At 61.4% G+C, this 22,342-nt stretch carries 18 protein-coding genes and 1 pseudogene; 2 read left to right on the forward strand and 17 right to left on the reverse strand.

Annotated elements, in window-relative coordinates:
- Window positions 1-210: 210 nt before the first annotated feature.
- A complete protein-coding gene (gene msbA, locus ACP7B3_RS16385) occupies window positions 211-2,016 on the reverse strand; it encodes a lipid A export permease/ATP-binding protein MsbA (protein ID WP_145160101.1) in 1,806 nt (601 codons plus the stop codon).
- Between the two features lie 159 nt (window positions 2,017-2,175).
- Here msbA and ACP7B3_RS16390 point away from each other — a divergent pair, with 159 nt between their 5' ends.
- Window positions 2,176-4,035 (forward strand): O-antigen ligase family protein, encoded by a 1,860-nt coding sequence (locus ACP7B3_RS16390; protein WP_426179673.1) that lies wholly within the window; start codon window positions 2,176-2,178, stop codon window positions 4,033-4,035.
- A 43-nt stretch (window positions 4,036-4,078) separates the two neighbouring features.
- Here ACP7B3_RS16390 and ACP7B3_RS16395 read toward each other — a convergent pair whose 3' ends face one another.
- The 9 genes and pseudogenes from ACP7B3_RS16395 to ACP7B3_RS16435 form a co-directional block, all read right to left on the reverse strand.
- A complete protein-coding gene (locus tag ACP7B3_RS16395; protein ID WP_242198916.1) occupies window positions 4,079-4,963 on the reverse strand; it encodes a glycosyltransferase in 885 nt (294 codons plus the stop codon).
- Window positions 4,960-6,114, reverse strand: a complete 1,155-nt coding sequence (locus tag ACP7B3_RS16400) for a glycosyltransferase family 4 protein (RefSeq protein WP_426179675.1) — start codon at window positions 6,112-6,114, stop codon at window positions 4,960-4,962. The genes ACP7B3_RS16395 and ACP7B3_RS16400 overlap by 4 nt, the downstream gene beginning before the upstream one ends.
- The gene (locus ACP7B3_RS16405) at window positions 6,111-6,995 is read right to left on the reverse strand and encodes a DUF6625 family protein (protein WP_242198901.1); all 885 of its coding nucleotides are present in this window, start codon (window positions 6,993-6,995) and stop codon (window positions 6,111-6,113) included. The genes ACP7B3_RS16400 and ACP7B3_RS16405 overlap by 4 nt, the downstream gene beginning before the upstream one ends.
- A 58-nt stretch (window positions 6,996-7,053) precedes the next feature.
- On the reverse strand, window positions 7,054-8,469 hold the full coding sequence (locus ACP7B3_RS16410) for a PIG-L family deacetylase (protein WP_426179677.1): 1,416 nt from the start codon (window positions 8,467-8,469) through the stop codon (window positions 7,054-7,056).
- On the reverse strand, window positions 8,466-9,362 hold the full coding sequence (locus ACP7B3_RS16415; RefSeq protein ID WP_262209735.1) for an antimicrobial resistance protein Mig-14: 897 nt from the start codon (window positions 9,360-9,362) through the stop codon (window positions 8,466-8,468). The genes ACP7B3_RS16410 and ACP7B3_RS16415 overlap by 4 nt, the downstream gene beginning before the upstream one ends.
- Window positions 9,362-10,492, reverse strand: coding sequence for a glycosyltransferase (locus ACP7B3_RS16420; RefSeq protein WP_426179680.1), 1,131 nt, complete (start codon window positions 10,490-10,492; stop codon window positions 9,362-9,364). Before ACP7B3_RS16420 ends, ACP7B3_RS16415 begins: the two co-directional genes overlap by 1 nt.
- Window positions 10,476-12,233 (reverse strand): carbamoyltransferase family protein, encoded by a 1,758-nt coding sequence (locus ACP7B3_RS16425; protein WP_119737974.1) that lies wholly within the window; start codon window positions 12,231-12,233, stop codon window positions 10,476-10,478. Before ACP7B3_RS16425 ends, ACP7B3_RS16420 begins: the two co-directional genes overlap by 17 nt.
- Window positions 12,234-12,385: 152 nt before the next feature.
- Window positions 12,386-12,505: pseudogene (locus ACP7B3_RS16430) on the reverse strand (YceK/YidQ family lipoprotein); the annotation flags it as partial.
- Between the two features lie 137 nt (window positions 12,506-12,642).
- Complete coding sequence (locus ACP7B3_RS16435) at window positions 12,643-12,972, reverse strand: YceK/YidQ family lipoprotein (RefSeq protein WP_426179682.1); 330 nt, start codon at window positions 12,970-12,972, stop codon at window positions 12,643-12,645.
- 179 nt (window positions 12,973-13,151) lie between these two features.
- On the opposite strand from ACP7B3_RS16435, the gene ACP7B3_RS16440 reads away from it, so the two are divergent.
- Window positions 13,152-15,236: a TonB-dependent receptor family protein gene (locus ACP7B3_RS16440; protein WP_426179684.1), complete on the forward strand. Its 2,085-nt coding sequence runs from the start codon at window positions 13,152-13,154 to the stop codon at window positions 15,234-15,236.
- An 81-nt stretch (window positions 15,237-15,317) separates the two neighbouring features.
- Here ACP7B3_RS16440 and ACP7B3_RS16445 read toward each other — a convergent pair whose 3' ends face one another.
- The 7 genes from ACP7B3_RS16445 to waaF are packed head-to-tail and all read right to left on the reverse strand — an operon-like array spanning window position 15,318 to window position 22,276.
- On the reverse strand, window positions 15,318-16,769 hold the full coding sequence (locus ACP7B3_RS16445) for a lipopolysaccharide kinase InaA family protein (RefSeq protein ID WP_426179686.1): 1,452 nt from the start codon (window positions 16,767-16,769) through the stop codon (window positions 15,318-15,320).
- Window positions 16,769-17,521, reverse strand: a complete 753-nt coding sequence (locus ACP7B3_RS16450) for a lipopolysaccharide kinase InaA family protein (protein ID WP_262209741.1) — start codon at window positions 17,519-17,521, stop codon at window positions 16,769-16,771. The genes ACP7B3_RS16445 and ACP7B3_RS16450 overlap by 1 nt, the downstream gene beginning before the upstream one ends.
- On the reverse strand, window positions 17,518-18,252 hold the full coding sequence (locus ACP7B3_RS16455) for a lipopolysaccharide kinase InaA family protein (RefSeq protein WP_145160075.1): 735 nt from the start codon (window positions 18,250-18,252) through the stop codon (window positions 17,518-17,520). The genes ACP7B3_RS16450 and ACP7B3_RS16455 overlap by 4 nt, the downstream gene beginning before the upstream one ends.
- Complete coding sequence (gene rfaP / locus ACP7B3_RS16460) at window positions 18,252-19,058, reverse strand: lipopolysaccharide core heptose(I) kinase RfaP (RefSeq protein ID WP_369301598.1); 807 nt, start codon at window positions 19,056-19,058, stop codon at window positions 18,252-18,254. Before rfaP ends, ACP7B3_RS16455 begins: the two co-directional genes overlap by 1 nt.
- A complete protein-coding gene (locus ACP7B3_RS16465; protein WP_426179689.1) occupies window positions 19,055-20,179 on the reverse strand; it encodes a glycosyltransferase family 4 protein in 1,125 nt (374 codons plus the stop codon). The genes rfaP and ACP7B3_RS16465 overlap by 4 nt, the downstream gene beginning before the upstream one ends.
- Window positions 20,179-21,240 carry a lipopolysaccharide heptosyltransferase I gene (gene waaC, locus ACP7B3_RS16470; protein WP_262209742.1) on the reverse strand — a complete coding sequence of 354 codons (1,062 nt, stop codon included), beginning with the start codon at window positions 21,238-21,240 and terminating at the stop codon, window positions 20,179-20,181. The genes ACP7B3_RS16465 and waaC overlap by 1 nt, the downstream gene beginning before the upstream one ends.
- 1 nt (window position 21,241) lies before the next feature.
- Window positions 21,242-22,276, reverse strand: coding sequence for a lipopolysaccharide heptosyltransferase II (gene waaF, locus ACP7B3_RS16475; RefSeq protein WP_106577574.1), 1,035 nt, complete (start codon window positions 22,274-22,276; stop codon window positions 21,242-21,244).
- Window positions 22,277-22,342 lie beyond the last annotated feature (66 nt).

Below are 22,342 nucleotides of genomic sequence, written 5' to 3' on the forward strand. Positions count from 1 at the left end.
ACCCACATACAAAATGAACAGGGGCGCGATATTAGCACAGGGTTATGGAAGGCTTGTGGAGGGTGTGCACAGAAGATAGTGCGACGGGCCTGCCATTGAATCCACCGAGGAACACATGTGGGAGCGGGCTTGCCCGCGATGGCGGTGAATCAGTCGAAACATCGGTGACTGATACTCCGCTATCGCGGGCAAGCCCGCTCCCACAAGGTTTTAGGTGATGTCGGCCGCGACCGGCGCGTCCAGGCCCATGGCATGCAGGCGGGCGTAATAGCCGTTCTGGGCCAGCAGCTCGGCGTGGGTGCCGCGCTCGACAATCCGACCGTCGTCCATCACTAGGATCAGGTCGGCCTTCTCAATGGTGGAGAGGCGATGCGCAATCACCAACGTCGTGCGGCCCTGCATGACTTTGTCCAGCGCAGCCTGGATGTGCCGCTCGGATTCGGTGTCGAGGGCCGAGGTGGCCTCGTCGAGAATCAACAGCGGCGCGTTCTTGAGCAACGCCCGCGCGATTGCCAGGCGCTGGCGCTGGCCGCCGGACAACAGCACGCCATTTTCGCCAACCTGGGTGTCGAAACCCTTCGGCAACTGGTCGATAAAGTCTTTGGCATAGGCATCCGCCGCCGCCGCTTCAACGTCCGCGCGGGGCGCACCCGCCAGGTCGCCATAGGCGATGTTGTTGGTGACGGTGTCGCTGAACAAGGTCACGTGCTGGGTGACCTGGGCGATGTGCCGGCGCAGGTTGAGCAGCTTGTAGTCTTCGATCTCTACGCCGTCGAGCAGGATTTCACCGCTCTCGTGGTGGTAGAAACGCGGAATCAGGCTGGCCAGGGTCGACTTGCCGCTGCCGGAACGCCCCACCAGCGCGATCATCTGCCCAGGCTCGGCGGTGAAGCTGATGTCCTTGAGCACGTGGCGTTCGGTGCCTGGGTAGGTGAAGTTCAGGTGACGCACTTCCAGACGGCCGCTGACCTTGTCGCGCTCAACGGTGCCGCGGTCGATTTCCTGCTCTTCGTCCAACTGCTCGAAAATGCTTTCAGCGCCGGCCACGCCTTTCTGGATGGTCGAGCTGACTTCCGACAATTGACGGATCGGCTTGGGCAGCAAGCCAGCCAAGGTGATGTAAGCCACCATGTCACCGGCCGATGCGTCACCGCGAAGGTAAAGCACCAGGAACATCAACACTGCCATGGCGGTGTAGATCACCAGTTGCAGCAACGGGGTGTAGATCGCCCCGGTGCGGGTCATGCGCAGTTGCTTGTCGGTGTTGCCCTGGCTGGCCTTGAGGAAACGCTTCTCCTCGTAGACTTCACCGCCGAAGCTGCGCACCACACGGTAGCCCTGGATGGTTTCCGACGCGACGTGAGTCACGTCGCCCATGGCCACCTGGATCTTCTTGCTCTGCTTGCGGAATTTCTTGCTGGCCGTGCTGACCATCACCGCAATCAACGGCAGGATGGCGATCATCACCAGCGTCAGGCGCCAATTCATGAACAGCAGCGAGGCGAACAGGAAGATCACCGTCATGCCTTCGCGGATCACCACCTTGATGGCGTCGGTCGCCGCACCCGTGACCATGGTCACGTTAAAGGTGATGCGCGAAATCAGGTGCCCGGAGTTGTGGTTGTCGAAGTAGCGGTTGGGCAGCGTCAGCAGGTTGTTGAACAACTGCACGCGCAGGTCGTGGACCAGGCCCAGGGAAACCTTGGCCAGCAGGTAGTTGCCCAGGAACGAACCCAGGCCCTGCCAGGCTGCGATCAGAATGATCAACAAGGGCACGGCTTGCAGCAATTGCAGGTCACGCAGGAACGGTACGCTGGGGAACAGCACCGCTTCAGGGTTGGACAAACCGTCGACGAAGTACTTGAGGATGTACCCCAGCATGGGCTGGGTCGACGCGAAAATCAGAAATCCGACAATACTCAACGCGAACAAGCCGGCGTAGGGCTTAACGTACATGAGCAGGCGGAAGTATATTTTCAAGCTCGAAGGGCTTGCGCTCGGACTGGAGTCGGTCATATCACGCGGCGTTTTGAAAAAGGAGGCTGACTTTAGCACAGCTTCTCTGTTGTACTTGCACCCGGTATGACCCTCGGCCTGGTTGGATCCAGCCGACGACATTATATAGCCACTACTTTAAGATGGTCGGCTTTCTCTATTCTGGAATGGCTTTTCTGTATGCACTCCAAGCGCCTTATTTATGGCTCAAATCGCGTTTTCGACTTCCTGGTCCTATGGATTTTGCCCATTGGCTTGTTGTTGCTTCTGAGTTCATTGTTCTACGTCACCAACCGCAACGTCATGCACCGTCTCTACTACGGCTTTTTCAGTGTGCCGACCTTGTTCCTGCTGTGCCTGCGCCCGCGGGAAATCAAAGAACTGCTGCGCGAACCTTTGATCATTGCGCTTCTGGCATTTTGCGCCTGGGCGCTGATTACCGTGCTGTGGAGCCCGCAACCCACCGGCGACTCCAACCTGTTCAAGGTGCCGCTGCAAACCTTCATGCTGTTTGCCGGCTGTGGGCTGTTGCTGCACTACCGCAGCGAGCTGTTCAAACCGATTTTTTTCAGCGCCGCCGTGATTGCCCTGGTGGTGTGCCTGTTCAACCTGGTGGCATTCGCCAAAGGCTTCGTGCCCGGCGCGAGCATGCGCATGATCGGCGGCCTGGGCGCTCTCGATAATCCGCTGCTCAGCTCCCATCTGTTCGGCTTTTTCTGCATCTATTGGCTGTATGTCTGCATCACCACCCAACGCTTGCAGGTGTTGTTGTTCGGCGCGCCTGCGCTGGCGGTCATGACGCTCGCGGTGCTGGCCACCGGCTCTCGCACGCCGCTGGTTGCGCTGACGCTGGCCGCCGTGTGGATAGCGTTTGTCAGCCGCAATCGCCGCTCGGCCCTGATGATCGCGGTCCTGGTGCTTGGCGCTGCAGCGTTGCTGCTGTTTTATCCTGAAGCGATTACCGAGCGTGGCAGTTCATACCGTTTTGAATTGTGGGGCATGACCCTGCAGCGTATCGCCGACCATCCGCTGATCGGCCACAGCTACGACTCCGAACTGTCCTTGATCGTGGACGGTTACGAACTGATGGAGCCGCACAGCTTTGCCCTCGGCGTGCTCTATTACGTCGGCATCATCGGCTTTATCCCGTGGATCTTCATGCTTGGCTGGGGCCTGTACAAAGGTTTCAAAGAGCGCGCACAACCGCTGTTTCTGCTGACGTCCGCCCTGCTGGCCTACGGCATCGGCGCCGGTCTGACCGAAGGCGGCGGGATCCTGTCGCGCCCCAAGGAGCATTGGTTCCTGCTGTGGATTCCGCTGGCGCTGATCGCCGGCCTGAGTATCGCCAAGCGCCGTCACAGCCTGCTGAGCATGCGTGTGCAAACGCCCGCACCGCTGGCGTTCGACGCCCTGCGTAAGGGCGCTGCCGTCATCGAGGAAGATGGTCTTGGGCCCAAGGTCCTGCGTCTTGAGGATGGCAGCTTCCTCAAGCTGTTCAGGGCGCGCCGCTGGTACACCTCCGGGGGCTTCAATCCGTATTCGGAACGCTTTGCCAGCAACAGCGAACACCTGCAGCAACTGGGTATCGCGTCACCGCGGATTCTCGATGTGTATAGCTTGCGCGATGGCAGCAGTGCCGTGCGCTATCAGCCACTCCCCGGCCTGACCCTGCGCCAGGCGCTGCAAAGCCTGGACAGCAGCCTGCGAGAATCGCTGATCGAACGCTTTGGCAGGTTCATGGCCCAGTTGCATGAACGCGGCGTGTACTTCCGCTCGCTGCACTTGGGCAACGTTCTGCTGATGGATGATGGTGAGTTCGGCCTGATCGACGTGGCCGACATGCGCCTTTATCCCTCGCCGCTGCGCAACACGCTGCGCCAGCGCAACGTGAAGCATATGCAACGCTACTCGCAGGACCGCAACTGGTTGTTCGAAGCGCACTTTGAACAGTTGGCCAGTGGCTATGCGCTGGTTGCGTCGCCGCAAGCCACGGTCAAAATCCGTGAGCACGTGCTGACCCTGGCACGCCCCGCCGCTTGAAGCACGCCAAGTGCGCCCCGGCGAGGGGCGCACACAGGGTGTGTCAGTCTTTTTCCAGCGGCGAAAAATACAGCCGCGCCAAACCCCGCCAGGTTTTCTTGTTCCAGGCCCGAAACGGGATCTGCGCCAACAACTCTCGCGCCAACGCGCGATTGCGGTTGGAGGTCTTGAGGAACATGGAGCTGAGAAACTTGTAACGCACCTCGTCATAGAGCGGGTGGTCACTGAACAACGCGTAAGAACGCAGGATATTGTCGATCATGAATCGGTGGTTCTTGTACGAGTTGGTGGCGTGCTTGCGGTAGCGGGCCATGACCACGTTCAGACCATCGATGAAGTACCCGGCATGGGTGATCTTCAATTCGATCAACAAGTCTTCCAGGCGAATCTCAGGGTCAAACCCACCGACCTTTTCCAGCGCCTCACGCCGAATCATCAGCGTGGGTGCCGGCGGATAGGGTTTGCGCTCCAGGAACATGTCGTCGAAGTCCAGACGCCGAAACGGCACGTCGCGGCGCTGGCGCTTCTCGGGAAGCAGTTCGCCTCGCGAATCGATCAGCTCGATGTTACCCGCACAGATACCCACTTCCGGCTTGCCGTCCATGTAAGCCACCTGAGTCGCAATGCGCTCTGGCTTCATGATGTCATCGGAGCCGAACGGCACGATCAGCGGGCCCTGGGAGCGTGCAATAGCGCCATTGAGCGTATTCGTCAGGCCTTGATTCTGCTGGACGCGAAAGTCGAACGTGTGGCGCTCCTGCAGGCGGCGGATGCGCTCGACACTGTCGTCTGTCGAGCCGTCATCGATCACCAGCAGTTCGATGTTGGGGTAGGTCTGGTTCAACACACTGAGGATGCTTTCCTCGATGTACGGGCCGTGGTTGTACGAGGCGATGATCACCGTGACCAAGGGCTGACTCTGGTTCATACGCTGTTCCTGCGTGCTTGGGCCAACCCGGATTCGATCAGCTCCAGGTATTGCTGGCGGAACACCTCAATATCATGTTGCGCCTGAAGGTACTGGTAAGCCTGCTCGCCCTTTTGCGCGAGCGCCTCATCGGAAAGCGCCAGATAGGTGTCCAGCGCCTGGGTCAATTCGGGCACGTTGGCCGGCTCCACCGCCAGGCCACCGGCGCCTTCAATCAGTGGCAGCATGGCCGGCACACTGGAGGCGATCACCGGCAGGCGGCCGCTCATGCCTTCCAGCAGCGCCAGGCCCAAGCCTTCAGCCAGCGAGGGCATGGCCCAGATATCGAAAGCGCGCACGTACTGCAGGGCGTTTTCCTTGAAACCCAGCAAGTGCACCCGCCCATCAAGGCCAAGGCTCTGGATCTGCGCGGCCAGGTTGGCCTGCTCACGGCCCGCGCCAATGATGGCGAGTTGCGCCGCAGGGTATTTATCCTTGAGCGCTGCAAACGCCTGCAGCAAATAGGTGTGACCCTTGACCGGAACCAGACGCCCCAGGGCGCCGATCAACCGCACCGAAGGGTCGATGCCCAGTAACTCACGCGCGCGTTCGCGCGAATGCTGCAAGCCTTCGGCCTGCTCGATGTCGATGGCGTTGGTAATCGCGTAGGTATTGCTGTCGGTAAACCCGCACTGGCAGTCCAGCAAGTACTGTTTGACCGCCGGCGAAACCCCGACAAACCGCCAATGCTCGTCGATCCAGCGCTGCGCCTGTTTACGGCGGTAGAGACGGTCATACTCGCCAAAGCCGTGGGAGATCCCGATACACAGTGGAATCTTCAACCAGCGGTTGAGTTGCAACATCATGTTGACCGGCTTGAAGCGGTTGCACACCACCACGTCAAACTGTTCCTTGCGACAGAACTTATACATCTGCCACATGGCGCGCAGCCTCAAGCCCTTGAGCGCCTTGTCGGAGAAATCGAAGTAGACCGACGTTGCCGCCCGGCTGACCGGGTCCGCAGGCCCGGGTCGGCCACGCAAAAACGCGGCGGTGACTTCGTAGCGGTCCACAGGCAATGCCTTGACGATCTGTTCGGCCAGGTCGGCAAAATCATGGGATTTAACATTGTAGTCAGGCTGCAATTGCAGGACCTTGAAACGCCGACTCATAACTCTCCTCGATGAAAACCTGTGGCATCAACGACCCACGACGGTTCAGCCGCCAGCGCCTCGACGTACTCGCTGTCGGGCTCCGGTAACCGTGGCCACTGATTACGCTTCCAGCAGACAAAATGGAAATAGGGAAATTCGCGCTCGCCATCCAGGTCATTGGTGAGGCGACCGTTATTCCAGAACCACTGATGCGGGAAGCGATCACTGCCGTCGTGCCATTTGATCACACCGCCCGGCGTACTGAACGCCTCGGTGAACTCACTGCGGCGGCGCCAGGGATTGAGCTTGCCGACCAACTCGAACAACGGTTTCGGAAAATTCTTGCGCCACAGGAAAATCCTGCTGAACGCGCCTTCATCCAGCGCATGATGCGCCTGATCGGTGAAACGCGCTTCCCAATCCTTGATCTGCATGAACACCTGGCGCTTTCTGGCGGTATTGCGCATCAGGCACAAATGGCCGGCGACCCGTCGTTCGTGGGTCGAGAACAAATCATAGCCAGCCAGTCGGTCGGGCGTGAAATAGCGGCGCAGGTCGCCGTAAATAAGGTCCAGGTCGCCGAACGCCCAAAAGTCATACCCCTCGAGGCGATCGGCATGGATATGCCCCAGCGCAGGCTTGATGTCACACAACTTATAAGCCGCTTGCGGGGCAAACGGGATGTTCAACCGTTGCGAAACCAACGCGCAGTAATCGGCAAAGGTAATGCTTTCAATCCTGACGTTGTCCGGAACGTTGCTCGGTATCGGGCAGTCGCTGAACAACAGCCAGTCAATATCTGCATTGTGTCGGCAGCTTTCGAGAAAAAACGGCATCCAGAATGGCCAGCGGCCAAAATACGGAATGAGGAAGAGGATGCGGGGGCACTGATTGATCAAAACGGACTCACTGTCATTTTTTACGGGAGCGCGCTGCGCCCCTCCACGTTACGTAACCTTACTTGTGCTTGATGAACCAAAAAAGTTCATGTCGCCTTACAGCCTTGCGGTAAAACTCATTTTCCCCCCAGGGTGAAATGGCCCTTGCGGCCAGCAACCGTTGGATCGCACGCCGCACGCGCCGCTTGAACGGCATCCTGGGCTGCAAGTCATGCATCATGCCCAGCGACATGGCCTTGTCACGCTGTTGTTCGGCAGACACCGGCACGCAAAAAGGCTGCAAGGTGATGCTCGAATCAAAACAGGGTGGCAACGCGATCCCGTTGCCCGAATCGCCCATCGGCCAGCGGTCATTGTCATGCAGGTGATTGGCGTAGCCGAGCAGCGTGGTCGGCTGCCACTCCAGCCCTTGCAGGGCTTGCAGCACGGCCTGCTGTGCGCAGACATGGTCAGGGTGCGGGTCGAGCACCGGATGCGGCAGCACGATAACGTCGGGACGCGCCATCAGCAGCACCGCACGCAAATCTGCCAGCAGATTGTTCCAGGTCGGCCGGCCATCGGCATCCGCAGGCAATGGGAACGGGTTGAATTGGCGAAACACGCGAATGTCGCTCAACGCGGCCTCTCGGGACGCCACGGCGCGATCAGGCTCGGCCCGCATCGCCGCCAGCTGCAGGCAGAAATACCCCAGCTGCACGCAATGTTCCTGTGGCACACCCGCCCAACGCGGCACGGCGATACTGTCCCAGGCGCGCAACCGGCCCTTGAGGCGTGCAGCCTCGGGCTTGCCCAGGCCCATCTGTTGATAATGCTCGGCTTCGATTTCGCCGGCCGTCAACGTCACGATCCAGGGCTGCGCCGCCTGACTGTACAGGCCAAAGGCGGCAAGCTCGGCATCATCGGCATGGGGCGCAATCACCATCACCCGCTGCTGACGCACGTCGGGCTGGCGAAATACCGACAACACCGGCGTACCTTGCACACGGCAGAACCGGCCACTCAGGCGCAGTTGCCCAGCGAGCAGCGCTTGCGCCTGGCCGGTGAGATTCAAGTAGCGCAAGCCGTTGACGCCGCGCTCGAACACCTGCCGATCACCCTGTGGCAAGGCGATAAACGGATCAATAAAGCGCCCCAGCAAGCCGCTTTTGAGCCGTAGCGCAAGGATCAGCGTCTCGTCGCCCGACAGCTCCAGCGCCTGCTCCAGCAGCAATCGGCCGTTATCCAGAACAACCTTGGGTTGCTCGGTCTCGGCCGCAAAGGCGTACTGATAGTCATCGCCGGGCGAGTAAAACAGATGGTCGGCAAACCAGGCTTCATGGGCCACCCAGGCCAGGATTGCCAACAGCAGCGGCAGCCACCAGGCCACCGCCACGCCGACGCCGATCAACACCAGCAAACCGACCAGCAGCGCCACGCGCTTGTTGCGGCGATGGCGTTTGAGCAGGGCTTGCTTGCGGCTGGGAGAATCACTCATACCTTGAACACCGGCACCGGGTTGCACCAACGGTCTTTGTACTCGCGGTCTGCCCGGCCAAACGAAAATCGCAGCGGCTTGCCGGCTTCCCGCGCCTGTTCCCAGGCACTTTGCGTATTGAGGAAACTCAGTACGCTACCGGGGCTGAACTCACGCGTCTGCGGGTCTACGCCGCCATTGACGTATTCAACGCTGACCCACTCTGGCGCCTCAACGCGGTAAACCAGTTGAATGGCGATCGGCGCATCGTTGAGGAAAATCACCGAACCGATCAACCATTCACGCAACAGCTCGATCACCTGCGCCATGCGCTCGGCGCCGGTGGCGGGAAAGCCCCAGCGGCGCTGGAACAAATCACAGTAAATTGCCGCCAGCTCGGCACTGGTGAATGTCTGGACCGCACGCACCACACCGCCCGCCTCTTCCAGCAGGCGCAACTCGCGGCGCTGGTTATAGCGAAATTTCTTCGACAGTTCTTCCGGGGTACGCGCCATGGCCAACTGCTCGGTCTGCAGCTGGATGCCGGCAAAACGCCCTTCGTTCAACGCCGACAGGTAGCGCGCGCGATGACGCAACGGGGCTTGGGCATCGGCGGCGGCAGGCAGAATCAACTCGGCATTGCCCAAGTCGAACAAGCCCTTCTTGCCTTTGCGCTTGAGCACATCCTTGGATAACGCCAAGTCCTGGCCCCAGGTCGCAATACAGGCCTTGAGCTCGCCGCCTTGCTCCCACGCCAGGTAGCGCACAGGAATCTCGGCCAGCCCGGCAAGACGCTCAACCACCTGCGGATGGGTGGCAACGCTGCCACCGTAACGCTGCCAGGCGTCGCTGTAGGTGGACGCTTCAACGACGGACCAGCCACGCTCGCGCCAGCCTTGGAATCGATTGAGCATCACGCCCTCGCGGTCAGTTCAGTAACGTGCGGCAGTTGCCAGAAGGCAGCGCGAACCGCCTGGTCCGAGAACTGCTCGTGCAAGCGCTCGAGCATCATCTGGGCGCATTGCGCGTGCTGCTGACGATCCATTGCCGCCAGGTGCCGAAGCCCCTGGCCCAAGTGTTCGGCATCGCCGAAGGGAAACAGGATCCCCACGCCTTCGACCACTTCCCGGGCGCCACCGCATGCGGTTGCCAACAGCGGCACGCCAGCGGCCATGGCCTCCAGCAGGACCATGCCGAAAGGTTCGTGATCGGAACTCAGGGCAAAGGCGTCGAAGGCTCCGAAGTGACGGCGCGCATCCGGCACCTGGCCGAGGAACAGCACCTGCTCGGCAATCCCCAGCTCACGGGCCAAGGCTTTGAGGTCTTTCTCCAACCGGCCGGTGCCGAGGATGGCCAGACGACTTTGTGCCGGCAAATGCGGCAGCGCCAGGGCAAACCCCTTGAGCAAGGTCGCCTGGTCCTTGTCCGGGTGCAGGCGGCCAACATTGCCGACCACCCACTCATCCGGCGACAGCCCCAGCGCATCACGTGCTGCTTCGGCCGGAACCTGCAGGGCCTGCATGGCGTCGACATCGATGCGGTTGTACAGCGTTTGAATCCGCGCTGCCGGCCATGCTGGCAAGCAACGGCGCATGTCATCACGCACCGCATCGGACACACCCAGCAGGCTCAAACGCTTGCGGAAAATCGACGCAAACAGCTTGCGGCTGCGGCGCTGATAATCACCAAAAGCGTGATGCACACCGATCACCGGCAAGCGCGTACCGAGCAAGGCGATATAGATCGGCTTGAACCGGTGAGCAATGCAGAAACTGAAATTGCGTGACGCCGCGATCTTGCGCAGCTCACCGATGGCGCCCAGCTTCAGGCCACGAATGGCCTTGGAGCTGAATTCCATGAACAACACTTCATCAGAGGCACAACCGGCCGCCACATCGGGGTCGGCGACCCCGGTGAGAAACACCGTGGTCACCTTGTAGCCCGAGCCTGCAAACAGGCTGGCGTACTGCCGCGCGCAATCGAGGAACGGCCCGTCATAGCCGTGGCAGAACTGCAGGACGTGGCGATCAGCCGACCGAGTCATAAGGGTCCACGCCGTCTTTGACGACCAGGATGTCTTCCATGATCAGGTACTGCAGGTCCGAGCCGAAGAACATGTTCAGCGCGTCGGTCGGCGAGCAGATCATTGCTTCGCCGCGACGGTTGAGCGAGGTGTTCAGCGACACGCCGTTGCCGGTCAGTACTTCCAGCTCTTTCATCATGTCGTAGTAACGCGGGTTGTATTCGCGCTTGAGCACCTGGGCACGGGAAGTGCCGTCTTCGTGCACCACTTCCGGCACACGGGTTTTCCACTCTTCCGACACTTCAAAGGTGAAGGTCATGAACGGCGCCGGGTGATCGACCTTGATCATCTGTGGCGCAACGGTGTCGAGCATCGACGGGCAGAAAGGCCTCCAGCGCTCGCGGAACTTGATCTGGTGGTTGATGCGATCCGCCACGCCGGTGGCGCTTGGGCAACCAATGATCGAACGACCGCCCAGCGCGCGCGGGCCAAACTCCATGCGGCCCTGGAACCAGGCCACCGGGTTGCCGTCGACCATGATCTTGGCGATGCGCTTGGGCATGTTCTCGATCTTGCGCCACACCGGTTTGCTTGCGTGCTTGGCGCACGCGGCGATCACGTCTTCGTTGCTGTAGGACGGGCCGAGGTAGACGTGTTCCATCTTCTCGACCGGTACACCACGGGCGTGGGACACATAGGCGGCGGCACCCACCGCAGTGCCGGCATCGCCGGACGCCGGCTGCACGAACAGCTCCTTGACGTCATCGCGAGCAATGATCTTCTGGTTCAGTTTGACGTTCAGCGCGCAGCCGCCGGCGAAGGCCAGCTTGCCGGTGTCTTTGAGGATATCGCCCAGGTAGTGGTCGATCATCTGCAGGGCCAGCTTCTCGAACAGCGCTTGCATGCTGGCCGCGTAGTGGATGTACGGCTCGTCGGCGATATCGCCTTCGCGCTTGGGACCCAGCCACTCGATCAGTTTTGGCGAGAAGTAGAACCCCTTGCCCTTCTCTTTGTAGCGACGCAGGCCGATGACGTTGGCGTAGTCGGTGTTGATCACCAGCTCGCCGTTCTCAAACGAGGCCAGGCGCGAGAAATCGTACTTGCTGGCATCGCCATACGGCGCCATGCCCATGACCTTGAACTCGCCGTCGAGCATCTCGAAACCGAGGAACTCGGTGATCGCGCCATACAGGCCGCCGAGGGAATCCGGGTCGTAAAATTCCTTGATCTTGTGGATCTTGCCGTTTTCGCCGTAGCCGAAAAAGGTAGTGGCGTACTCGCCCTTGCCGTCGATCCCCAGGATCGCGGTTTTCTCCTGGAAGCCGGAGCAGTGGTAAGCGCTGGAGGCGTGGGCCAGGTGGTGTTCAACCGGTTCGATCTTGATTTTCTTCGGGTCGAAGCCCAGTTGCTCCAGGCACCAGACGATCTTGTTGCGATAGCGCTTGTAGCGACGGTTGCCCATCAGGATCGCGTCAAGAGCGCGGTCCGGGGCGTACCAGTAACGCTTGGCATAGTGCCAGCGGGCCTCGCCGAACAGGCTGATCGGGGCGAACGGAATCGCCACCACATCAACGTCGGAAGGCTTGATACCGGCTTGTTCCAGGCAGAACTTCGCCGACTCGTAGGGCATGCGGTTCTTTGCATGTTTGTCGCGTACGAAGCGCTCTTCTTCGGCGGCCGCGATCAGCTTGCCGTCGATATACAAGGCTGCGGAAGGATCATGGCTAAGGGCGCCGGACAGGCCAAGAATCGTCAATGCCACAGGGGTCTAGCCTCTTTTAGTCTGCATGCAGGCGGGGTGCGCCTGAAAAAAGTGTGCCTCTCGCCTGGACGAGAAACAGCTAAAGGGCGGGATTATAGCGTAAACACGCCACGTGATGATCTAGGGAATGTGGCGACCGGTTGTCACTGCGCCTAGCGGTAGGTCTCGATGCTGCCGTCCCTGTTCTGGCGGTAGATCGTGTAGGGCATCACCAGCGTGTCCGCCACACCGGAGGCAATCGCCTCAATGGCGATGATCGGGAACACATTGCTTTCGCGCGGGGAAAGGTTGGGTCGTTATTGATCGTGCCGCAGCCGGTGAGCACTGCAAGCGTCAGCACCCATAGAAGGGTGAAACCACGATTCATAGACAACTCCATTTGTCATGGCCGGCTTATGCACAGCCTCCTTCAAGAACCGCCAGGGCGCCAATAGACGCTGATGTTGCCGTCGTTTGCCTGGCGATAAATCGTGTAGGGCAACACAACGGTATCGGCAACGCCGGACGCTGCAATGTCCAGCAGCACGAAGGGTATCAGTACGCCGGTCGGATCGGGAGACGCGTGCAGCGCGCAGAAATCAAAGGCCACGCCACTGTAAACGCGAGGTATGGACTGGCAGTACGTTTTGATAAGCCGCAGCTCACGCGCGGTGTCGCCGTCTTTGCGGATGACGCTGTTGACGGTCCCACAACCGCCCACCAGCAGTGCGGCAATGCCCATTGCAGCCGTGATTTTCATTGTGATTGTCCTGTGATCGCCAACGGCCGGCCACGCTATCAGCGAAATGTCGGCTCCCCCACCCAAGCGCATCGCCAAATTGCGTGCGAAAAATCCGAAATGGTAAAAACTCAGCATTTCACTAAACTCGCGCCCTTTTGCGCGTTTATGTCTTATGCGCCACGGATTCGGGCTGCCCCATGAAAACCCTCGCTCGCCTCACCCTATTGCTGCCAGGCCTGTTCACCTTGTGCGACACCGCCCAGGCTGAAGACGCAGCCCTGATCCTCGACCCCAGCGTGGTAACCGGTTCACGCAGCGCCAGCCCGACGTTCGACCTTCCGTATTCGGTCGACAGCATCAGCGGCGAGCAGATCAGCGACGGCCAACTCGGCATCAATGCCTCCGAAGCCCTGTCCCGCGTGCCTGGCCTGGTGGTGCAGAACCGTCAGAACTACGCGCAGGACTTGCAAATTTCCTCGCGCGGCTTCGGTGCGCGCTCGGCGTTTGGCGTGCGCGGCATCAAGCTGATCGCCGACGGCATCCCCGCCAGCACTCCGGATGGCCAGGGCCAGGCCGCCACGTTCAACCTCGACACCGCCGAACGCATCGAAGTGCTGCGCGGCCCGGCGGCCACGCTGTATGGCAGCAATGCCGGCGGCGTGATCCAGATGTTCTCGCGCGATGGCGAAGGCCCGCCGCGCATCGGCGCCGAAACGCTGGTGGGCAGCGACGGCCTGAACAAGAACCACCTGACGGCCGAAGGCGCGGCAAATGGCGCCGGTTTTGTACTCGACGCCTCGCGCATGGACACCGACGGCTACCGCGACCACAGCAGCGCCCGTCGTGACCAGACCTTTGCCAAGCTGAATGTCCAGCCCGATGACGACAGCAAACTGGCGCTGATCTACAGCAGCCTGGAGCAAAACGGCACGCAAGACCCGCTGGGCCAGACCTGGGCCGCGTACAAGGCGGACCCGCGCTCGGTGGCGCCGGCCGCGCTGCAGTACAACACGCGAAAAAGCATCGATCATCAGCAATTGGGCCTGAATTACGAGCGCTATATCGGTGATGCAACGCTGCAGGTGAATGCGTATACCGGGCGGCGCAGTGTGATTCAGTATTTGTCGATTCCCGGCGGTACGCCGTCAGACAAGCGCGGCGGCGTGGTGGACTTCGACCGCGAGTTCTACGGCGGCTCCGTCCACTGGCTGCAACCCATCACCAGCGTTCCCGGCGACCTGACCCTGATCACCGGCCTTGACTACGACCGCAGCCAGGATGATCGCCAAGGGTACTCCAACACCCTCAACGGCGTGCACGGCGTCAAAGGCGCGCTGGGCCGCGATGAAATCGACACCGCCACCAGCCTCGACCCGTTCGTGCAAGCCAACTGGCTGCTGGGCAACTGGACCCTGCAAGCCGGCCTGCGTCACAGCACCATGAAGATGGACGTGGACGACCACTTCCTCAGCGATGGCAACGACAGCGGCAACAAGACCTACCAGAAGAACACGCCGTCAGTGAGCGTGATGTATGCCTTCACGCCGGACCTGCATGGCTATGTGAGCGCAGGCAAAGGGTTTGAAACCCCGACCCAGGCGGAGTCGGCGTATTCCAGCACGTCAAACGGCTTCAATTTCGCGCTCAAGCCGTCGATCAGCAAGCAGTATGAAATGGGGCTCAAGGCCCGGATTGGCCAAGACACACGCGTGAATGCTGCGGTGTTCCAGATCACCACCGATGACGAACTGGTCGTGCAGCAATCCAGCGGCGGTCGCACCACCTACCAGAACGCCGGTCGCACCTTGCGCCGTGGCTTCGAACTGAGCCTGGAAAGCCAATTGACCGAACAGTGGAGCACCCACCTCGCCTACACCCGCCTGCACGCCACCTATGACAGCGACTTTGTCAGCGGCGCCAGCACGGCGATCGACAAAGGCAACTACCTGCCCGGCGTGCCCCAGACCACGCTTTTCGCCGAGCTGAACTGGAAACCCCGCGACTGGGTCAGCACTGGCCTCGAAGGCATGTACCGCAGCAAAGTCTACGTGGAAGACACCAACCAGCAACGCGCCGCACCCGCCTACAGCGTGTTCAACTGGCGTGCGCGCTTCGAGCAGAAGGTCGAGCACTGGACCTTCCACCAGACCCTGCGCCTGGATAACTTGCTGGATCGCCAGTACGTGGGTTCGGTAATCGTCGGGGACGGCAACTTCCGCTATTACGAAGCGGCGCCGGGAAGGTCGTGGTACGCGGGGGCGGGAGCCGAATATCAGTTTTGATCAGCCAGCGCGGCGCCTGGGCGCCCGTCATCGCGGGCCAGCCCGCTCCCACATTAACCTCTGGGAGCAGGCTTGCCCGCTTTAACCGGCGGCGCCGATCTCTTTGGGCAAACGCTGATCGATCAGCTGATACAGCGCGCTGCTCTCGGGCCAGTTGCGCATAAACCGCGCGCGATCCTTGGCAAACGCCGGCGCGAAGCTGGCGAGTGAGCTGTGCTGACACAGGGCGTCCAGGTCGATCAACGCCCAGCGGTCTGCGTGCCAGAACAGGTTATGGCCTTTGAAGTCACCATGACTGATGCGCTCGCGAATCAGCTCGGCAAACAGATGATCCAGCGCCAGCAGCTCATTTTCTGGCGCGTCACCGCGCTCAACGTACGGCGCAAAACGCTCGATGATGTCCGGCCCCGGCAAGTATTCAGTCACCAGGTACGCCCGGCTGCGCAGCCACAAAAACCGCTTCTCCAACACCGCCAGCGGCTTGGGCGTCGCAATCCCCAGAAACGCCAGGCGGTTGCCTTCGCGCCACGAATGCCAGGCGCGGCTCGGGCGCCAGAAGCGCTTGAGCCAATGGGCAAAACCCTTGATGTTGTAGCGCTTGATCACCAGCGGCCGACCGGCCACCTCGACCCTGCCCACGCTGGCGGCCCCGCCGGTTTTGTACAGGTGGCCCTGATCCAGCAATGCGTCGGCCTGCTCCAGCACCGGCAGCATGGCGGCCTCTTCCTCACGGCGAATCGCGCGCAAGGCAAAGGCGCCACGCACGACGCTGAACAGCGTGCAGTCGCGGCCAACCTTGTTCAAAAAGTCCTTCAAGCGCCAGGCGCTGACCTTGCGCACCTGTTTTTCGAGCGCTTCCAGCGGCACGGCGTGCTCGCCATTGCTCAGCAGGTAATAGACCAATAACTCTTCGGTAAAGGGTTCGAGGTTTTTCGGCAATTGCGCAAAAAACACCCCGAGGTTTTCCAGTACCCGGTTGCGCGACAGCGGCTTGCCCGCGGCTTCGACACGAATGCCGGCGCCGTCAATCAGGTACAGCTTGCCGTCCTGGCGCAACAGGTTGTCCAGGTGCAGGTCTTCCTGCCACAGCCCTTTGGCATGCATGTGGGCAATCGCCCCAAGCGCCTCGGCAAGCACGGCTGTTTGTTCGTCCGCCAGCGGCGGCAAGCCTTCAACTGCCTGCCAGGCATCGGCGAGGCTTTCGGCGCCCTCAATGAACTCGAACAGCAGCCAGCCGCCCTCGCCTTCCTGCAAGCCATCGGCCAACAACTGCGGCGTGGTCAGGCCTTGCTCGGCGAGCAGGCGTACGCCGCTGAGCTCGCGCTGAAAATGACGTGCCGCCTTGCTGCCCACCAATAACTTGGCCAGCACCGTGCGCCCGCGCCAGACGCCGGCGCCCACATAACGCTCGCCCGGCAACACACGCAGCAGACTGAGCAATTGCAGCTGCCCTGGGCCGGCGGCATCCGCCAGTTCAATGGTCAGCGGCAGGCTGGGCGTGCGGCCGGCTTTTTTCAGCTCGGACAAACGCATCAGCGGTTCTCCTTGTGGCTGCGACGCGCCGTCAGCCGTTCAAACCAGGCGCCCACCTTTGCGCTGTTTTCAGGCTCTGCCAGGTAGGCCGCCAGCAACTGTCGCACTTGCGCGTCCGTCCACTGCGGCGCGCGGCGCAGCAGCGGCTCCAGGTCTTTGACCCGGTCACGTTGGCCGAACAACAGCGGGCGGGTTTTCTCCAGGTCGATCAGCTGCGCGGCGTAACCGTCGCCCAGGGTCTGCAGAAAAATATGCTTGGGATAAAAACAGCCATGCACCTGGCCTACGCTGTGCAGATGACGGGCCAATTGACCGCAGGCCAGCAGAATCGCGCGATGCTGGGCGTCAGTCAGTTGCGGCCACTGTTCCAGCAACGAATCCAGGTCGTTCCAACCGTCCAGGGCACGGGTCAGCAACATCGCGCGATGCTCGCCGCTGACCTTGCGCTCACCGAAAAACGCGGCCTGCAACGCCGGAATACCGAGTTTCTGATAACGGCTGATATTGCGGAATTCGCGCGCAAAGGTGGGCTCGCCAAACGGCTTGTGCAGCGTGCGTGTCAGGTAGTTGCTCTGGCGCTTGAGGTAGTAACCCTGCCCTTCAAGCTCCAGGCGAAACACGCTGCTCCAGCCACCCTTGCTGGTATTGGGCTCGTCCACCGCGTCCAGTTGCCTGGCCCACAGGGCGTCGAAGGTTGCCAGACCATGGCGCTCCAGCAGAGCGCGGTCTTCGGCCGCCAGGAAATCACTCATTCGCGTCCCTCGAAAAACTTCACCACGTGGCGAATTCGCTGTTTGTCTGACGCCGTCAGGTGCGTGCGTTGGCGGTATTGCATGTAGAAGCGCAGGCGCTGCGTGGCCGACAAGTGATACTTGGCGACCTTGTCCAGGCAGGCCAGGTCCTTGGTAATTCGGTACTTGAGCCAGAAACCGCGCCAGAAATCACCGTTGGGGCAATCGATGAGGTACAGGGTCTGCTGGTCGTCGACCAGCAGGTTGCGCCACTTCAAATCGTTATGGGTGAAGCGGTGCTCATGCATGGTGCGCGTGTATTCGGCGAGCTGGCGACTGATCACGCTGACCCACTTGGGGTCTTTCAAGCGCGGATCTTTGCGATCAGCCAGCATCGACAGGTCTTCAGTCTTGGGCAGCTCGCGGGTGATCATCGCGCCCCGCGCGTAGGCCAGGCCTTTGCGTTCCAGCCCCCAGGCCACCACGTCGGCGGTGGGAATGCCCCACTTGGCGAAACGCTTGAGGTTCTGCCATTCGGACTTCACCCGAGGTTTGCCCAAGTAGCGGCGCAGGCCCTTGCCGGCACCGACGTAGCGCTTGACGTAGTAATTGATCCCGCCGCGCGCCACCCGAATCACTTCCGACAACGGGTCGCGGGTCAGGCGCTCGCCTTGCAGGGCGAATACCGCTTCGAGGCTGCCGAAATCATCCGCCAGGGCGGCGTAAGCAGGTTCCAGGTTCCAACCCGCCATCAGAGCGCATCCCCGTAGCGTTGTTTACGTGCATAAAGCTTGTCGGCCTTGGTTTGCAGCCACTGCAACAAGGCATTTTCTTCAGCGAGGATCTGGCGCAACGGCTGCTGGAAGTAGCCTTTGAGGAAGCGCAACTTGTCACGACGCGTCAGGCCGATGTCCAGCGCCGAGAAGTACAACGCGGCCAGGTCTTTGTCGCGCCAGCGATGACTGATTTTGTCGCGGGTCTGGGCGCGGTGCAGGTCGATCACCGACAACTTGAAGTTATCAGCCGTCACCAGCGTATCGGTGTGCAACAGGAAGTGGCAGATGTAGCAATCGCGATGGTTGACCCCACCGCGATGCATCATGCCGGTCATGCGCGCCACTTCGGCGATCAGTGCGCGCTTGAGGCGCGGCGCGGGCGGCTGCTTGAGCCAGTCGATGCTGAAGTCTTCCAGGCTGACAGTCGGCGCCAGTTCTTCAGTGATGATGAACGAGTGCTGGTCGGCCGGGTTGCTGCCGCGCTCGCCGTACGCCACGGCGGTCATGGTCGGCACGCCGATCTGCTGCAGGCGCTGGATGGCCTGCCACTCCTGGCCCGCACCGAGCACCGGCAGCTTGGCGGTGACCAGATTCTTGACGATCTCACCCCAGCCGATGCCACGGTGGATCTTCACGAAATAGCCACGCCCATCCACCTCGGTGCGCAAGGTGCGCCGGGCTTCAAGTTCACGGTACACCTCGCCTTCCAGCCGCTCGACTTCGGCGAAGGCATCACGCCCGGCCCAGAGGGTCTTGAACGGTTCGGCAAGCATCAACTTCATCGTTTTGGCTCCGCCAGAATCACATCCGCCGCGTGCTGCGGCATGCTGTAGAGGTCGGCCGTCTCGGCGTACACCAACCCATTGCGGCCCCAGGCCGCGCGCTGTGCAGTGTCGGTGAGCATGCGTGTCAGGTAGTGGTTGAGCTGCGTTTGATCGAACGGCTCGTCCAGCACCAACCCACTGTCGGCCTCGCTGATGTAATGGGCGTAACCACACACCGCCGAGACCAGCACCGGCAACCCGGCCACCAGGGCTTCAAGCAACACGGTGCCGGTGTTTTCGTTGTACGCCGGGTGGATCAACAGGTCGGCGCCCAGCAGGAAACGCGGAATATCGCTGCGCCCTTTGAGGAACTGCACGTTATCGCCCAGCCCCAACGTAGCACTCTGCAATTGGAATACTTTGGGGTCGTCCTGGCCAATTACAAACAGACGCGTGCGTTTTTTCAGTTCCGCCGGTAAGGCGGCCACGGCCTTGAGGCTGCGGTCGACGCCCTTGGTCTTGAAGCCGGAACCGATTTGCACCAGCAGCAAGTCGTCGCCGGCGAGGTTGAATTCCTGGCGAAAACCTTCGCGGATCTCGGCGGCATTCGGCGGCGCACGGCGGTCCTGGGCGATGCCCGGCGGCAGCAGGTGGAAGCGTTCCAGCGGGGTGTCGTAATGCTTGATGAACAGCGGTTGCTGCACTTCAGAGATCATCAGGATTTCAGTCTTGGCGTCCCTGGCGAACACCGCGCGCTCGTACTCGGCAAAGTGGCGGTAACGGCCAAAGCGTTTGTACAGCGAATGGCGCAGGTTTTGCGCCTTGTCTTCAAAGCAGCCATCGGCGGCGTAGTACACGTCCAGGCCGGGCATTTTGTTGAAGCCGATCAGACGGTCCACCGGGCGTTTGGCCAGGTCGGCTTCCATCCAGGCGCTGAGCTTTTCATTGCGCCGATGGTTGAAGAACGCCTTGACCGGCGCCACCAGCACTTCGAAGCCGGGCGGAATGTCGCCTTCCCAGATCAGCGTGTAGACACGAATCTGATGGCCGCGCTGCTGGCACTCCAGGGCGATACGCATGAAGTCGCGCTGCAGGCCACCGAAGGGGAAATATTTGTACAGAACAAAAGCCAGTTGCATCAGTGCAGCTCCTCAGCCAGTAACAACGTGCTCAGTCGGCTTGCCACACGCTCAGGGTTCAGGCGCGTGAAGCACAGGGGCGACTCGCGCTTGATGTCGAACCGACGCAGGTCGTCGGCCGTTGGTTGATAGGTACAGTGTTTTTGCAGGCACGGCGCGCACGGGAAGTCGCTGGCCAGGTGAATCTGGCCCTTGCCATAGGCGCCGGTCAGGCCAGGGTTGGTGGGGCCGAACAGGGAAATGGTCGGCACGTCCAACGCAGCGGCCAAGTGACCCAGGCCCGTGTCCACCGCCACGCAGGCACGGGCGCCGGCCAGCACGCGGGCCACGCCGGCCAGGTTGAGCTTGGGCAGCACTTCGGCGTGTTGCAGGCCATGGGCCAGGCGCTCGGCACGGGCTTTTTCGTCGGCATTGCCCCACGGCAACTTCACGTCCACACCCAGGCGGCCCATGCGCTCGGCCAGCTCGCGCCAATAGGCTTCGGGCCAATGCTTGGTGTCCCAGGTGGTGCCGTGCAGCAGCAGCACAAATGGTTTTTTCGGCGGCAGGCCGAGCAGCTTTTCAGTGCTCAGGCCGTAGTCGCCCAACCCTTTGGGCAGGTCGTAGCCCAGCGCAACGGCGAACAGCTGGCGCAAACGCTCCACCGCATGCTGCCCACGGGCCACGGCCAAACGGCGCGAGTAGAAACGCGCAGCGATGGGTTCGCGTGCAGAATGCTTGTCGAAACCCGCGACCGGAGCGCGCACGTAGCGCGTCAGCCAGGCGCTTTTCAGCAGGCCTTGGGCGTCAATCACCAAGTCATACTTGGTCGACTGAACACGCTGCTTGAACCGTCGCCACTCGCCGCTCTTGATGGTTTGCCAGATGTTTTTGCGCCAGCGACGAATCGCCACCGGGATCACCTGGTCCACCGCCGGGTGCCAGGTGGGGATCTCGGCAAAGCCTTCTTCCACCACCCAGTCAAAGCGAATGCCGGGGATCGCCCGCGCCGCGTCGGTCAGTGCCGGCAAGGCGTGGATCACGTCGCCCAGGGATGAGGTCTTGACTACCAGTACTCGCAAACTAACGGACCTCGACCACGGAGCCTTGCAACCGCTGCAACGCGTCGCTGACCGGTTGCGGCAGCAGCTGGCGCAGGCAATTGTAGTGGCCGAAACGGCAGGTACGCTCAAAACACGGACTGCAATCCAGGCCCAGGCGCACCACTTCGACCTTGTCGGCCAACGGCGGCGTGAAGCCAGGCGAGGTCGAGCCGTACACCGCCACCAGTGGGCGGTTCAACGCGGCAGCCACGTGCATCAGGCCGGAGTCGTTGGACACCACCGAGTCGGCGCAGGACAGCAGGTCGATGGCTTCGGCCAGAGACGTGTCGCCGCTGAGGTTCACCGCTTCTTCGCGCAGCCCAGGGATCAGACGCTGGCGGATGTCCTCGCCCACCGAGTGATCGTTTTTCGAGCCGAACAACCACACCTGCCAGCCTTCGCGAATCTTCATCTCGGCGACTTTGGCGTAATGCTCCGACGGCCAGCGCTTGGACTCGCCAAACTCCGCGCCTGGGCACAGCGCCAGCACCGGACGGTCGAGCATCAGGCCGAACTTGGCCAGGGCCGCGTCACGGGTCACCGGGTCGATCTGCAAGCTGGGGCGCGGGTACGGCGTCGGCAGGTCGGCACCTGGCTCATAGGCCAGGGCCATAAAGCGCTCGATCATCAGCGGGTAGCGTGCTTTGTCGAGGGTGCGCACATCGTTGAGCAATACGTAGCGAAACTCGCCGCGCCAGCCGGTGCGTTTGGGGATGCCGGCGAAATACGGCACCAGCGCCGACTTGAGCGAGTTGGGCAACAGGATCGCCTGGTCGTACTGGCCGACCATGGATTTGCCGATGCGCCGGCGCGTCGCCAATTCGAGGGCACCGTGGCCGAGCGGGAAGCTCAAGGCCTTGCGCACCTGGGGCATGCGCTCGAGGATCGGCCGGCTCCACTCGGGGGCGAGCACGTCGATTTGGCAGTCGGGATGACGCTGTTTCAGGCACTGGAACAGTGTCTGCGCCATCACCATGTCACCGACCCAGCTGGGCCCAACGATCAGAATATTCATGTAGTTTCCACAAACGATGCGGGGAGGCTTATGCCTCCCCGCATCGACAATTATCCTAGGTTGCGG

The sequence above is a fragment of the Pseudomonas sp. TWRC1-2 genome (assembly GCF_049896685.1).
Lineage (GTDB): Bacteria > Pseudomonadota > Gammaproteobacteria > Pseudomonadales > Pseudomonadaceae > Aquipseudomonas.